The sequence below is a fragment of the Oceanobacillus profundus genome, assembly GCF_003515705.1.
Taxonomy (GTDB): Bacteria; Bacillota; Bacilli; order Bacillales; family Amphibacillaceae; genus Oceanobacillus; species Oceanobacillus profundus.
Map to the genome: position 1 here is coordinate 63,963 of NZ_QWEH01000008.1, position 14,107 is coordinate 78,069.

At 37.3% G+C, this 14,107-nt stretch carries 16 protein-coding genes; 15 read left to right on the forward strand and 1 reads right to left on the reverse strand.

Annotation, left to right across the window (positions count from 1 at the left end):
• Positions 1–11: 11 nt before the first annotated feature.
• The 10 genes from aroA to D1B32_RS12810 all read left to right on the forward strand — a co-directional run bounded on the left by aroA (position 12) and on the right by D1B32_RS12810 (position 7,995).
• Entirely contained in the window at positions 12–1,298 is a 1,287-nt protein-coding gene (gene aroA / locus D1B32_RS12765) for a 3-phosphoshikimate 1-carboxyvinyltransferase (protein WP_095308991.1), read from the forward strand.
• Between the two features lie 222 nt (positions 1,299–1,520).
• Positions 1,521–2,789, forward strand: a complete 1,269-nt coding sequence (locus tag D1B32_RS12770; protein ID WP_095308993.1) for a tetratricopeptide repeat protein — start codon at positions 1,521–1,523, stop codon at positions 2,787–2,789.
• 100 nt (positions 2,790–2,889) lie between these two features.
• On the forward strand, positions 2,890–3,438 hold the full coding sequence (locus tag D1B32_RS12775; protein WP_095308995.1) for a ReoY family proteolytic degradation factor: 549 nt from the start codon (positions 2,890–2,892) through the stop codon (positions 3,436–3,438).
• A gap of 83 nt (positions 3,439–3,521) precedes the next feature.
• Entirely contained in the window at positions 3,522–3,980 is a 459-nt protein-coding gene (locus tag D1B32_RS12780; RefSeq protein ID WP_095308997.1) for a YpiF family protein, read from the forward strand.
• 198 nt (positions 3,981–4,178) lie between these two features.
• Positions 4,179–4,691, forward strand: a complete 513-nt coding sequence (locus D1B32_RS12785) for a QcrA and Rieske domain-containing protein (RefSeq protein ID WP_095308999.1) — start codon at positions 4,179–4,181, stop codon at positions 4,689–4,691.
• Positions 4,692–4,697: 6 nt separating this feature from the next.
• Entirely contained in the window at positions 4,698–5,372 is a 675-nt protein-coding gene (gene qcrB / locus D1B32_RS12790; RefSeq protein WP_095309001.1) for a menaquinol-cytochrome c reductase cytochrome b subunit, read from the forward strand.
• Positions 5,373–5,387: 15 nt separating this feature from the next.
• A complete protein-coding gene (locus D1B32_RS12795; protein ID WP_095309003.1) occupies positions 5,388–6,161 on the forward strand; it encodes a menaquinol-cytochrome c reductase cytochrome b/c subunit in 774 nt (257 codons plus the stop codon).
• 75 nt (positions 6,162–6,236) lie between these two features.
• The gene (gene lhaT / locus D1B32_RS12800; protein ID WP_095309004.1) at positions 6,237–6,812 is read left to right on the forward strand and encodes a lipoprotein heptaprenylglyceryl N-acetyltransferase LhaT; all 576 of its coding nucleotides are present in this window, start codon (positions 6,237–6,239) and stop codon (positions 6,810–6,812) included.
• A gap of 166 nt (positions 6,813–6,978) precedes the next feature.
• Positions 6,979–7,251 carry a sporulation protein YpjB gene (locus D1B32_RS12805; RefSeq protein WP_095309006.1) on the forward strand — a complete coding sequence of 91 codons (273 nt, stop codon included), beginning with the start codon at positions 6,979–6,981 and terminating at the stop codon, positions 7,249–7,251.
• A gap of 63 nt (positions 7,252–7,314) precedes the next feature.
• Complete coding sequence (locus tag D1B32_RS12810) at positions 7,315–7,995, forward strand: zinc metallopeptidase (RefSeq protein WP_095309007.1); 681 nt, start codon at positions 7,315–7,317, stop codon at positions 7,993–7,995.
• A gap of 381 nt (positions 7,996–8,376) precedes the next feature.
• Here the strand turns inward: D1B32_RS12810 and D1B32_RS12815 are convergent, their stop codons facing one another.
• Positions 8,377–9,249 carry a YitT family protein gene (locus tag D1B32_RS12815; RefSeq protein WP_095309009.1) on the reverse strand — a complete coding sequence of 291 codons (873 nt, stop codon included), beginning with the start codon at positions 9,247–9,249 and terminating at the stop codon, positions 8,377–8,379.
• 165 nt (positions 9,250–9,414) lie between these two features.
• Between D1B32_RS12815 and D1B32_RS12820 the strand changes: the two genes are divergently transcribed.
• The 5 genes from D1B32_RS12820 to D1B32_RS12840 all read left to right on the forward strand — a co-directional run bounded on the left by D1B32_RS12820 (position 9,415) and on the right by D1B32_RS12840 (position 14,100).
• Positions 9,415–9,759, forward strand: coding sequence for a nucleotide pyrophosphohydrolase (locus D1B32_RS12820; protein ID WP_095309011.1), 345 nt, complete (start codon positions 9,415–9,417; stop codon positions 9,757–9,759).
• A 15-nt stretch (positions 9,760–9,774) separates the two neighbouring features.
• Entirely contained in the window at positions 9,775–10,569 is a 795-nt protein-coding gene (gene dapB, locus D1B32_RS12825; RefSeq protein WP_095309014.1) for a 4-hydroxy-tetrahydrodipicolinate reductase, read from the forward strand.
• 215 nt (positions 10,570–10,784) lie between these two features.
• Positions 10,785–11,927: an N-acetyl-alpha-D-glucosaminyl L-malate synthase BshA gene (gene bshA / locus D1B32_RS12830; protein ID WP_095309016.1), complete on the forward strand. Its 1,143-nt coding sequence runs from the start codon at positions 10,785–10,787 to the stop codon at positions 11,925–11,927.
• Positions 11,928–11,929: 2 nt separating this feature from the next.
• Positions 11,930–13,129 (forward strand): CCA tRNA nucleotidyltransferase, encoded by a 1,200-nt coding sequence (locus tag D1B32_RS12835; RefSeq protein ID WP_095309018.1) that lies wholly within the window; start codon positions 11,930–11,932, stop codon positions 13,127–13,129.
• Positions 13,105–14,100, forward strand: coding sequence for a biotin--[acetyl-CoA-carboxylase] ligase (locus tag D1B32_RS12840; protein ID WP_095309021.1), 996 nt, complete (start codon positions 13,105–13,107; stop codon positions 14,098–14,100). Before D1B32_RS12835 ends, D1B32_RS12840 begins: the two co-directional genes overlap by 25 nt.
• Positions 14,101–14,107: the final 7 nt, after the last annotated feature.

Consider the following 14,107-nt stretch of genomic DNA (forward strand, 5'->3'; position numbering starts at 1 on the left):
GTGAATAGATAGTGAGCGAATGTACATTGCAGCAATCGAACAATCCGCTTTCGGGAGAAATTTTAGTTCCGGGAGATAAATCAATCTCGCATCGAGCAGTAATTTTCGGTTCTTTAGCAAATGGAATAACGAAAATCACGCATTTTCTTGATGGGGAAGACTGCATGAGGACGGTGGAAGCATTTAGGGAAATGGGCGTTTCTATCGATGTTCATGATACAACATTAATAATTAAAAGTAAGGGTGTAAAAAGATTAGTTGAGCCAGATCAACCTTTAGATTTCGGTAATTCAGGAACAACAACTAGACTAATGCTTGGAATCCTAGCTGGGTTACCTTTCTTTACGACAATCTATGGGGATGCCTCTCTTTCCAAACGACCAATGGACAGAGTAGTGAATCCATTGAGACAGATGGGCGCAATAATTGATGGCAGATTTAATGGAAGCTTACTTCCAATAGCAGTCAGAGGGACGGCGATTAAAGGAATCAATTATACCCTGCCAGTTAAAAGCGCTCAAGTTAAATCAGCGATTCTTCTTGCTGGTTTACTTGCAGAAGGTGAAACAAAAGTTACAGAGCCAATTCCGACGCGAAATCACACGGAAAATATGCTTAAAGCCTTTGGTGCAGATCTAACAATTGATGGAAACACAATCACTGTTACGAACAAAAGTGATCTAACTGGGACAGATGTACATGTTCCGGGCGATATTTCATCTGCTGCATTTTTCTTAGTTGCGGGAGCTATTGTACCTGGTAGTGAAATTTTACTGAAAAATGTAGGGTTGAATCCTAGCAGAACTGGTATAATTGAAGTCTTAAATAGAATGGGCGCAAAAATTCAAATTGTAACTGAGCATTCTACAAGTGGAGAGGCATTTGGAAATGTTCGAATTGCCCATGGCTCTTTAAAAGGTATCACAATTGAAGGAGAAATCATTCCTCGATTAATCGATGAAATTCCAGTAATAGCTCTTTTAGCGACACAGGCAGAAGGGACAACGGTAATTAGAAACGCAGAAGAATTACGGGTCAAGGAAACAGATCGAATCACAGCAATAGTAGATGTTTTATCAACCCTAGGGGCTGATATTACAGCAACTGAGGATGGATTAATTATAAAAGGACAAACACCATTAAAAGGTGGTAAAATAGCTTCTTATGATGATCATCGTATCGCAATGATGGGAGTAATCGCCAGCCTCATAACAGATGGTGAAGTGACAATCGATGATACTAGCTGTATCGCAATTTCATATCCGAACTTCTTTAAAGATTTAGAATCCATCTCCTAATAAAAGAGTCTGCGCAAAGCAGGCTCTTTTTGTTTCAAACTAAAAACCAGATAACAATTTCTTCTCTTTTAACATAATGTACAACTTTGATGCAAAAACAAACGTATATAGATGCATTTCTGTTTCAGTCATCTTCGCTTTTATTGTATAATTGAATCAATCATTTATTTCATTAATAATAGTCGAAATTCATGCGAGTTTTTTGAAGAGAGGATGTTCGTCATGGACACCATTATGGAAGCAGTAAAATTAATAGAAAATAATCAAGCTGAAAAAGGGATCCAACTATTGGGGGATTACTTATCTAAAGCAAATGATGATGAAAAATATACGATTGCAGAGCTTTATAGACAATGGGGACATCTGCAAGATGCAAGACTTATTTTAGAAGATTTATTGAAACGATATCCGGACGAAAGCGATTTAAAAACCTCTTTGGCAGATATTTTTATTGAGCTCGAGGAAGATGAACCAGCAATAACGCTCCTTAATGAAATAGAAAAGGACGATACAGCATATATACAAGCGCTGATCCAATTAGCTGATTTATATCAAGCGCAAGGATTATTCGAGGTGTCTGAGCAAAAACTATTAACGGCGAAGCAACTTGCACCAGGAGAGGTTGTCATCGACTTTGCGCTTGGAGAATTATATTTTTCGATTGGTGAGTATCTCAAAGCGATTACCTATTACGAAAAGGTTAAGTCAAAGCGTGATGAAGTTGCCCATATTTCAATAGATGACAGACTTGGTGAATCCTATGCAGCTGCTGGCGAATATGAAAAATCATTAACCTACTTTACTGAGGATGGTAATGAAAATGCCGATAAGCTATTTAAATATGGAATTACTGCATATCAAACAGATCGAAATGATATTGCAATAAAAGCATGGGAGCATGTAATTGAAATCGACGAGTCTTACCATACAGCTTATTATCAGCTAGCAATGGTTTATGAAAAGGAAGGGCTATTAGAGGATGCGTATAAAACCGCAAAAAAAGGGCTCGAAATGGATGAATACAATAAAGAACTATTCTTTCTAACAGGTTCTATTGCACATCAGTTAGGTCAGGATGATGAGAGTGAGAAATTTATTCGAGAAGCAATCGCATTAGACCCTGATTATAAAGAGGCTATCCTGTTCTTAATTGAGTTATTTAAAAAGAACGAAGCACATATAAATATTACAGACCTTATAACAGAGGTGCAGAAATTAGGTGCAGAGGATCCACTTTATGATTGGGAATTAGCACGTGCATTTAATGAAATTGAATCGTTTGATAATGCATTAAAAAGCTACCGTGATGCATATACTAGTTTAAATCAAGATAGCGACTTCTTGAAAGAGTTTGGCTATTTTCTTACGGAAGACGGTAAGATCAAAGAAGCTATCCCAGTTTTTGAATCCTATGTTCGTTTGCAGCCGTTGGACGAGGAAGTTGAGTCATACTTAGCACGTTTAAAACAAACATATGAATTAGGTGAGTAGAATTTCAGCAGCTATTAAAGTGTTAGCCGTGTAAGTGCAACTAAGATATACACAAAGGAGCCTTGTTTTCTAATAAAACTTTAAAAGGGGGGTAAAACAGATGATAACGCCTGTCACTGCCAAAGATAAAAAAAGTTTTATTCAATGGTTTTTAAATCATTACCGCCTTAAAAAACGAGAAAGCGTCTGGATCCTGAATTATTTAATCAATCATAGTGATTTATTAGCAAATGTGCATTTTGTCAGAGATGTGAAATATTGTTCTAGAGGGATTATGATGACAAGTCACTGTTCTGATGAAGTAGCATTTCGATTTTACAAGGACCACCTTGTAACCACAGATGCAGAAAAGTCCTTCCATGATATCCGGCTCAATCAGGATGAGTCCTTATATTTACAGCTGAATTTTAAAAATGCTAATCAGAATTCATATTATGCTTCTGTACTGGAAGAAAATCCTTTCATCCCAGTTGATTACTATATTACAAATCAGGATAAGGATATTGCTAACCAGCTATTAAATTATTCCTTACATCAATATAAAAAGGAAAAAATACTCTCTGAAATTGATAATGCATTGAAGAGCAAAGACCGTGAGAGGTTCCTGGTACTTACAAAAGAATTAGCCGATTTGAAAAAATCAACCTAAGCTTTAGGTTGATTTTTTTTGTCTATATAAGATAAGATTTAATAATAGTACACAATTATCGTTATAGAAAGGATGATACAGCGGTGAAATGGAGAAAAGCAGATCTTCAAACATATTTCCAGAGTAAAGAATACATAGATTCTATTGTAGTTCCTCTAGTCCCGTTTGGTATTGCAAATGATGAAGAGTCAGAAAAAGCAGCTATTCAAGCCGAGATGATTACCCTCCTCTCACACGAACTCGAAAAAGAGTTAACCGGAAGAATGTTACTAGCACCACATTATTCTTACTTGAAGTCAATTGATAAACAAACAGAGGTAGCCCGATTGAATAGGTGGTCGGCAGAAATGAAAGAACAGCCTTTTAAGCATATCTTTCACTTAACATTTGACCCAAGTTGGAAAAAGCATGAGCAGGAACTAGAAAGTACCCTGTTATGGATACCGGCTGTACAAACAGGAGAGTTGAACTCAAAAGAAATGCATAAAACCGTCCGTGAACAAGTTGCTCAAATGGTAGAGTTAATTCGTGCATATTGGTAATAATAGATATAGTAGAAGTATAAAAAACGTCATATTTTAGTGTGTCAGTAATTAAAAAATTCTCGATAATGTGTCATCTTTTGTTTGTGAATATTGTTTTATATTGACCGAATAAAAAGATTGCGCTATCATGGTATTGTCCTAGTAATCTGATTAAAAATGATATGTCCGTGATTATGGTAAAGAGGGGGGAAAATCATGAGTGATGAAAAACAGCAAGTATCCCGAAGACAGTTTTTAAATTATACGCTTACAGGGGTAGGAGGATTTATGGCAGCGGGGCTACTTATTTCTCCAATAAGGATGGCCATTGATCCAGTATTAAAAGAATCTTCTGCAGGAGACATGGCAAACGTAGGTTTATCAGTCGACGATATTACAGCAGAGCCACAGCGAATCGATTGGACGATTGATCAAGTTGATGGCTGGTATGAATCTGAAGTAAATCGTGCTGCATGGGTTTATCGAAATGAAAATGATGAAATTGTAGCTTTTTCCCCAGTATGTAAACATTTAGGTTGTGTTGTTTCATGGGAAGGCAGTGACCAGCATCCAAACGAATATTTCTGCCCTTGTCATGATGGACGCTATTACAAGGATGGTACCAACGTTCCAGGTACACCTCCATTAGCTCCTCTAGACGAATATGAGCAGGAAGTAAGAGATGGAATGCTATTCCTAGGCGAACCAAAACCAAGAGGGGAGGCGTAATGACGAATGTTACAGAAAATATATGATTGGATTGATGATCGTATTGATATTACGCCGATATGGCGTGACATCGCAGATCATGAAGTACCAGAACATGTTAACCCTGCTCATCATTTTTCTGCATTTGTGTATTGTTTTGGTGGTTTAACATTTTTCGTTGTGGTAATTCAAATTCTTTCTGGAATGTTTTTAACAATGTATTATGTTCCAGATATTGAAAATGCATGGAAGTCCGTTTACTATCTGCAAACTGAAGTAGCTCATGGGCAGATTGTAAGAGGTATGCACCATTGGGGTGCTAGTGTTGTAATTGTCATGCTATTATTACATACCTTACGCGTATTCTTCCAAGGTGCTTACAAAAAACCACGTGAACTTAACTGGATGGTCGGTGTATTAATCTTCTTCGTTATGCTCGGCTTAGGTTTTACTGGTTATTTATTACCTTGGGATAATAAAGCATATTTCGCAACACAAGTTGGACTAGAAATAGCTGAACAAGTTCCATTTATTGGACAAGAATTGAAAACTTTACTGGCTGGAGATGCAACCATTGTTGGTGCCCAAACATTAACAAGATTCTTTGCAATTCATGTATTCTTCCTGCCGGGAGCATTATTTGCGCTATTAGCAATTCACTTTATTTTAATTCGTAGACAAGGTATATCCGGACCACTATAAAAAGGAGGGTAAGTGATGCATAAGGGTAAAGGTATGAAGTTTGTTGGGGATTCTCGAATCTCTGCTGAAAGAAAACCTAATATACCGAAAGATTATTCTGAGTATCCTGGAAGAACAGAAGCTTTTTGGCCCAACTTTTTATTAAAAGAATGGTTGGTTGGTGCAGTATTTTTAGTTGGATTTTTATGTTTAACATTGGCACATCCATCACCATTAGAGGGGATGGCCGATCCAACTAATGCGTCGTATATACCATTGCCAGATTGGTACTTCTTATTCCTATATGAACTATTGAAATATGAATTTGCAAGTGGAGATTGGACATTAATGGGGATACTAATCCTTCCAGGGCTTGCATTTGGTGCGTTATTACTTGCGCCGTTCTTGGACAACGGTCCTGGCCGCAGACCACACCAACGTCCAGTTGCAATTGGAATGATGCTACTTGGATTAGTAGCTGTTATATGGTTAACCTATACATCGGCAGCACATGTTGATTGGGAAGGCCGTGCTGAAGCGAACAAGCCAGTCCCACAAGCAGAAGTGACAATTGATGAGAGTCATCCTGGATTTGCAGCTTATGAAAATAGCTGTTTAGCATGTCATGGTGCTGAATTAGAGGGTGGCGCGGGGCCATCTTTAGTAGGAATTGAACTTAGCGCCGAGGAAATTGCTACGATTGCTGTAGATGGTATCGGTACGATGCCAGCAGATCAATTCCAAGGAACAGATGAAGAGTTAGAGCAGTTAGCCGACTTTATCATCACAGTAAATGAATCAGCTGAATAATGCTTTTTAAAACACCTTTACCATTAAAATTGGTGAAGGTGTTTTTACATCGGAATGACAGGAAGGATAGGAAGAATGATTAAATATATATTACTAGACAAGCGATTTATTTTCTGCCTTTTTCTAATTAACTTTTTGGGTACCATTTATGGTTATTATTGGTATAAGGCGCAGCTTTCCATAACGCCAAGTATTTTTCTCATCTTCGTTCCAGATAGTCCTACTGCAAGCTTGTTTTTTACCATTTTTTTGTTGTTCTTTCTTTTCGGCAGAAATATTCCGTATGTGGAAGCTCTCGGTGTAGTGACCTTACTCAAATACGGTACCTGGGCGGTTGTGATGAACCTACTTACATTAATCATTGAAGGATCACTAAGCTGGCAAGGGTATATGTTAATGGCTTCTCATGCAGGAATGGCAATCCAAGGGCTTTTGTATGCTCCATTCTATAAAATTAAATTAAAACATATTGCAGTCGCTGCAATTTGGACTTTACATAATGATGTTATAGACTATGTATTTGAAATGATGCCAATGTATTCTTCTTTGACAAAGTACATGAATGAAATTGGTTATTTTACCTTCTGGCTAAGTATCCTTTGTATCTTTATCACGTATTGGTTAACAATTCATCGAAAAAAATTGATATAAGTGGTTGTTGTTCCAATAGCCATTAAAATGGCTTCGAGAACAAACGGTATTCATCGGATTAGTTTTTTGACTTCCTTATTAAAGGAAGTATTATAAACTTAACTGTTATATACCGAGATCTTTCCTCATACACTTCAAGTAATAATAAAAATATGAGGTGATCTCTATGGTAAACAGATTAAAACTGCTTGTTCGGGTCACAGCTGCGGTACTCATAGGGATAGGGTTAAACATTTACTTTGGAGTTGTATGGATTGAAGCGAGTGTGGGAAATACTGAACATATAGTTGAAAAGCAGTCTGGTATTACTCCGTTTATTTGGGCAGCTATAATTGTTGGTGGCTGTATAACGGCTACATTATCCTATGTAAGTTGGAGAAAATATAAAGCAGAAGTAAAAGCAAGAGAAGCACGTAATAAGGATAAATCAGTTGACTAATACATTAAATTTGACTAAAATTGACCTTAGAAAGTATTTTAAACTTCTAATGGAGGAATGCAAATGAGTTTAGGGAGTTACTTGATTTATATTGCTATATTAATGATTGTACCAATATGGGCGCAATCGCGAGTAAAAAGCACGTACAAAAAGTATTCAAAAAAGCCAACATCATCTGCAATGACGGGTGCTGAAGTTGCTCGCAAAATTTTAGATGATAATGGACTTTATGATGTTCAAATAGGACGAACAAAAGGAACATTAACTGACCACTATGACCCGCGAAATAAAGTAATTAAACTTTCTGATGGAATATACGATGGTCGCTCTATGGCTTCCTCTGCTGTAGCAGCTCACGAAGTAGGACATGCTATTCAAGACCAGCAGGAATATGCATTTTTGAAGTTTAGAAGTGCATTGGTACCTGTAGCAAACTTTGGTTCCAACATCTCCCTTTTCTTGATCCTTGGTGGTATGATATTAGGAGCCATGAACTTAGTACTATTTGGTATCATCTTTATGTCCGCCGCGGTATTATTCCAACTTGTTACACTTCCTGTAGAATTTGATGCATCTAACCGCGCGATGGGGCAATTAGTTTCTTCAGGAGTAATTCGAAATAATGAAGAACGAGAAACAAAGAAGGTTCTGAATGCCGCAGCTTTAACATACGTAGCAGCAGCACTTGTAGCGGTAGCGGAACTTGTTAGATTTATATTGATTTATCTTGCCAGCAGAGAATAGTATGTAAAAACGATCATTTGCTGAACACCATTTTAGGTAAATAAAGTAGAAAAAAGGATGACGCTACGGGTCATCCTTTTTTCTATCTGCTCAGGAAACTATAAAAGGCTTAGGCGCACTTATACCCTTGTGGTGACATCGGGCATCGTCTCCAATTAAAAGGGTGGCCGATTAAAACCAGACTACGCCTGATATCGGCATACCCCTAAATTGGCATGTTTCCTTTTAGATGAACTTGACTTTCGCCCGTGGAGAGGAAAGTCATCGTTCATCTTATACTTTGGAGTGAATCTCCTGTGTAGGAATGTTCGACTCATCGAACACCAGAGTTCGGGGCGCAGTCCGTACGTCGTTAACCGGGCGTCCCGATTGTGTTCTTGCTTAATCTTGTATCGGATTTTTATTCTCATCGAGAGTAAAGCCTTCACCAAGCACATCGTGTACGGTCGTTACAGCGACAAATGCATGTGGGTCTATACTGTTAATAATCGCTTTTAATTTTACAATTTCGTTTCTTGCAACAACACAATAAAGTACATCTCGCTTTTCACCTGAAAAACTACCGCGCCCATCTAATACAGTTACTCCTCGATCCATTGAAGTAAGAATTTTTTCTGCGATTTCATTGCTTTTCCCTGAGATGATGGTTGTTCCTTTAGCTGAATAAGCTCCTTCTTGAAGGAAATCAATTACCCGAGCACCAACATATACAGCGACAAGTGTATACATACCTTCCACTAAATCTAATATTACAAATACGGATGTTGCTATAACAATAAAGTCGAATAAAAACATTGTTCGGCCCATACTCCATCCGACATATTTGTTCACCAGTCTTGCAATAATATCAACTCCACCTGTTGTTCCTCCAAAACGGAATATAATACCTAGGCCAACACCGATGAATACACCAGCAAATAAAGCAACCAACGTCATATCATTTTCTAACGGGACATTAAATTGGTAGGTCTGAAAAATCCTTAGAAAAACCGAAACCATAACCGTTCCAAGTATTGTATAAATAAAGGTGTTTTTTCCTAAAAATTTCCACCCAATAAAAAACAGTGGAACATTTAATATAATATTGGAGATAGCAGGATCCCATTCCCATAGAAAATAAAGCAGCAATGTAATTCCGGTAAAACCACCTTCACCAAGGTTATTCTGCATATTAAAGTGAACAATACCAAATGAAAAAATGGCGGCTCCTAGTACAATAAAAAGTATATTTTTAAGTCTTAACCCTTTTAGCATCTGCATAACCTCCAGATAACGATATCAATTTCGTAGAAGAATTAAACCTCTTCTTATTATAGTCAATTTCATTTTGAACAACAATTTTATTTTCCCATATAAAAAATTTGTCAAACGTGTAGCTTTTAGCTAACATGAAAGGAGAACAAAAAGGAAGAAGGGAATATCATCGATACACCTACATATAGCACAAAAGAAATACAACAACGGGTTGATGCTTATATTTCTCAGTTTAAAGAGGGATACTTTTCACCTTTATCTCAAATGGCAAGATTAACAGAAGAAATCGGTGAACTTGCCAGGGAAGTAAATCATTATCATGGCGAAAAGCCAAAAAAAACTTCTGAGAAAACACATACTGTTGAAGAAGAACTAGGGGATATCTTATTTGTTCTCGCTTGTTTTGCAAATTCATTAGATATCGACCTTTCCGAGTCATTTCATATGGCGATAAGTAAAATTGAGACAAGAGATAAAGATCGTTGGACTCGTAAAAATGATCAGAACTAAAGGAGAGAGAAATTGATGACAATAAATATTATTTTAGCTGGACCAAGAGGCAGAATGGGTCAAGAAGCAGTAAATATGGTGAATCAGGAATCCGACTTTAAATTAGTAGCTTGCATCGATCGGAAAAATGGTGGTAAAGAAGTTAAGGATATTGCGGGTTTACCTCCATTACATGTACCAGTGTACGAAAATGCAAAAGAATGTTTTGAAGCAGTAAAAGCTGATGTTTTTATCGATTTAACTGTACCCGAGGTTGGCTACTACCATACAAAATTGGCATTAGAAAATAATATAAGACCTGTAGTTGGAACGACAGGATTTACAGATGAACAATTAAATGAGCTAGCGGAGCTTGCAAAGTCCAGTAATTTAGGTTGTATTATTGCACCCAATTTTGCAGTTGGTGCTGTACTAATGATGAAATTTTCCCAAATGGCTGCCAAATATTTTTCCGATGTAGAAATAATTGAAAAGCATCATGACCGAAAATTGGATGCCCCTTCTGGGACTGCAAAGAAAACAGCAGAATTAATCAGGCAATCTAGAGAATATAAAAAACAAGGTCATCCAGATGAAGAAGAAACAATAAGAGGTGCACGTGGCGCTGAAATGGACGGAATGCACATTCATAGTGTTCGATTGCCAGGGCTTGTTGCACATCAGGAAGTGATTTTTGGAAGCCCTGGTCAAACCCTATCCATCAAGCATGACTCTTTAAACCGTGAATCATTTATGGATGGGATTAAACTTTCTGTTAATCATGTTATGGACATGAAGGAGCTTGCCTACGGACTGGAAAACATCTTGTAAGTCATATTAGTAGGATGAAGTTGAATTTAGGATAGTACAAATTCTAACATCCAGTCAATATATAGTGATGTATTCTTATAGCTGTGAATTTCTTCTGTTATGCTACATTAATCATAAAAAACAGAGGAAAGGCATTCATTGGCCTAGAATTGGTGGGTGTCTTTGTTTTCTAAAATGTAAAAAGTGAGAGTAATGGTATAGAAAGAAGGAGAAATGTGAAAAAAATAGGGATTACATGCTACCCAAGTGTAGGTGGATCAGGAGTAATTGCAACAGAACTTGGTAAACTGCTCGCTGAACAGGGAAATGAAATTCATTTTATTACGTCTAGCATTCCTTTTCGGCTAACGAAAATTCACCCCAGAATATTTTATCATGAAGTGGAATTAAATCATTATCCGGTTTTTCAATATCCACCATATGATTTAGCACTTGCAGCAAAGATGGCTGAGGTTATCGATCAGCAAAAACTTGATATCCTGCATGTTCACTATGCAATGCCGCATGCTATATGTGCTATCATGGCTAAGGATATTGCAGACCACGATGTAAAAATAGTAACAACCCTTCATGGAACGGATATTACCGTACTTGGTATTGACCAAACCTTTAAAAAGGTGATTAAGCACGGAATCGAAAAATCGGATGCTGTTACTGCTGTTTCAAAGAGTCTTGTTAAGCAAACAACTGAAATGCTTGATGTAAATAAAGAGATAGCGACAATCTATAATTTTGTAAATGAAGAGGACTATTATAAGCAAGATGTCCCTGTATTAAGGCAACAATACGGAATATCAAACGATGAAAAAGTGCTTATCCATATTTCAAACTTCCGAAAAGTAAAACGCGTACGAGACATCATATATGCTTTTAAACAAGTTCGAAATGAAGTCAAAAGTACATTACTACTTGTCGGCGATGGACCGGAATACCCTGATACGGTACAACTCGTAGAGGCACTTGGGTTAAAAGAGCATGTACGTTTTTTAGGAAAACAAACAAATATAAGTGAATTATTATCCATATCCAATTTAATGCTGCTATTATCAGAAAAAGAAAGCTTCGGTCTTGTTCTACTTGAAGCAATGTTATGCGGTGTACCATGTATTGGTACCAATATAGGCGGGATCCCTGAAGTGATTGAGCATGATAAAACAGGGTATTTGGTCGAGCTGGGAGATACTGATTCGGCAGCAAATTATGCAATTGAAGTGCTAACAGATAATCATTTAATGCGTCGTCTTTCGGAAAATGCTTTAATACAGGCTAAAGAAAAATTTGCGTCAGAAAAAATTGTAAACCAATATCAGCATCTATATGATACTGTTTTAACATCCAATATAGAAAATGGTGATTAACCATGCTACCAGAAGCATTTTTACAGGCAATACCAGTGCTTGAACATATTGAAAAACATCAGCACAAAGCTTATTTTGTAGGTGGATGTGTACGTGATTATTTGTTAAAGCGCCCTATCGGTGATATCGATATTGCAACCTCGGCATCACCTTCATTCATTCAGAAAATTTTCCCAAAGGTGATTCCTGTTGGTATAGAGCATGGAACTGTAATTGTACGGCATAATCACGAATCTTTTGAGGTAACTACATTCCGTATCGATGGAGATTATACGGATAAACGACACCCCGACTCAGTCGTATTCATCGACAATATTGATAAAGATTTAGAGAGACGGGACTTTACCATTAATGCACTAGCAATGGACTTAAATGGTAATATGATTGATTTATTTGACGGAATCCACGATATTGAGAATCGAGTTATTCGAACAGTAGGAAATGGCTATGAGCGATTTACGGAAGATCCACTTCGGATTATACGTGCGATTCGCTTTTCAAGTCAGCTAGGATTTACAATTGACCCGAAAACCTTACAGGAAATGAAGGAAGTAAGCAGTGAAATTAAAACACTTGCAATTGAGCGGATTGCTAATGAATTTTCGAAGCTATTTGCTGGGAATGATGTTAACCAAGCTTTAAATTATGTGAGGAATTTGCAAATCGAACGATACTTACCTGTATTTTGCGATTCCCCTCAGATTCTTTTCTCATTGCCGGTATCAATAACACCATTACAATCCTTTGCCGAAGTTATTGCGCTATTCCATCTTGTCAATCCAAAAATAGAGGTCATTCGGTGGGTCAAGGAATGGAAATGCTCGAACAAAACAAAACAAGAGGCACTCCGATTAGTCGAGGCTTATTCTTATTTCGAAACGCATGGCTTGGATCGATGGCTTATCTATCAATTAACACCGTCTTTATATAAAGGTTTCATACGAATTAGCGAAAATTTAACACAAACAACAGTTAGCTTGCACAAGTTGGAAGCAATTGAACAACAGCTTTCCATTCGATTGAAAGAAGAGCTGACAATTGATGGATATGATTTAATGGCGATTTTCCCCGAGAGGAAGAGAGGGCGTTGGATACAAGAATTACTAAATTGTATTGAATATAAGGTTGTATCCGGTGAATTAAATAATAATAAAAAAGAGATAAAGGAGTGGATAAAATGGAATCCACCCGAGACCGATTGATTCAGCTCCTCGCAGAAAATGGAGATGCTTATATTTCTGGACAAGCTCTATCCGATGCGATCGGCATCTCAAGAAATGCTGTTTGGAAGCAAATGAAAGAACTCGAAAAAGATGGTTACCAAATCGAAGCTAAATCAAGAATAGGTTACCGTATAACTGAATTTCCAGATAAGTTAAGTAGTAATACACTAAAATGGGGACTCCGTACAGAGTGGATTGGAAAGAAGATTATTCATCATCCGACAGTAGATTCTACACAAGCAATTGGACATCAAGCAGCTCGTGAAGGGGCACCACATGGCACGATAATTGTTGCGGATGAACAAACTGGCGGAAGAGGAAGAATGAACCGATCATGGCACTCTGCAAAGGGACAGGGTATGTGGTTAAGTCTCATTCTAAGACCTAAAATCCCACCTACCCATGCATCTCAGCTTACATTATTAGCAGCTACTGTTTTAGCAGATGTATTGGATCGATATGATACTATTCAACCATTTATCAAATGGCCCAATGATATTCTGATTAACGAAAAGAAGACAGCAGGAATCTTAACGGAAATGCAGGCAGAACAAGATCAAATTCAATACATTTTAATCGGGATTGGTTTAAACGTAAATCAAGCGCGAGATGATCTACATCAGGATATCCAATCCAAAGCAACGTCATTGCGAATTGAAACAGGCAATGAACTATCCATTAAAAATATTATCCAAGAGCTGTTAATTGCTTTTGAAGCTTCCTTCGACAACTATATAGCCCAAGGATTTTTACCAATTAAAAAGAAATGGGAAAGCTACGGTTTCAAAATGGGAGAAGATATTATTATCAAAACATTTAAGGATCGTTGGAGAGCGCCGTTTCTTGGGATATCTGACGATGGTGCACTCTGTACAGAATCAATGGAAGGTAAACCAATCTCACTTTATTCTGCTGAAATAGAGTGGTTTGATGATAGTAGCATGAAATAAACAACTG

What these genes read in the sequence shown, in the direction of transcription:
- D1B32_RS12770 (WP_095308993.1), top strand. Translation starts at nt 1,521, where the DNA reads ATGGACACCATTATGGAAGCAGTAAAATTAATAGAAAATAATCAAGCT.
- dapB (WP_095309014.1), top strand. Translation starts at nt 9,775, where the DNA reads ATGACAATAAATATTATTTTAGCTGGACCAAGAGGCAGAATGGGTCAA.
- D1B32_RS12815 (WP_095309009.1), bottom strand. Translation starts at nt 9,249, where the DNA reads ATGCTAAAAGGGTTAAGACTTAAAAATATACTTTTTATTGTACTAGGA.
- D1B32_RS12775 (WP_095308995.1), top strand. Translation starts at nt 2,890, where the DNA reads ATGATAACGCCTGTCACTGCCAAAGATAAAAAAAGTTTTATTCAATGG.
- D1B32_RS12805 (WP_095309006.1), top strand. Translation starts at nt 6,979, where the DNA reads ATGGTAAACAGATTAAAACTGCTTGTTCGGGTCACAGCTGCGGTACTC.
- D1B32_RS12840 (WP_095309021.1), top strand. Translation starts at nt 13,105, where the DNA reads ATGGAATCCACCCGAGACCGATTGATTCAGCTCCTCGCAGAAAATGGA.
- lhaT (WP_095309004.1), top strand. Translation starts at nt 6,237, where the DNA reads ATGATTAAATATATATTACTAGACAAGCGATTTATTTTCTGCCTTTTT.
- D1B32_RS12785 (WP_095308999.1), top strand. Translation starts at nt 4,179, where the DNA reads ATGAGTGATGAAAAACAGCAAGTATCCCGAAGACAGTTTTTAAATTAT.
- D1B32_RS12795 (WP_095309003.1), top strand. Translation starts at nt 5,388, where the DNA reads ATGCATAAGGGTAAAGGTATGAAGTTTGTTGGGGATTCTCGAATCTCT.
- D1B32_RS12810 (WP_095309007.1), top strand. Translation starts at nt 7,315, where the DNA reads ATGAGTTTAGGGAGTTACTTGATTTATATTGCTATATTAATGATTGTA.
- qcrB (WP_095309001.1), top strand. Translation starts at nt 4,698, where the DNA reads ATGTTACAGAAAATATATGATTGGATTGATGATCGTATTGATATTACG.
- D1B32_RS12835 (WP_095309018.1), top strand. Translation starts at nt 11,930, where the DNA reads ATGCTACCAGAAGCATTTTTACAGGCAATACCAGTGCTTGAACATATT.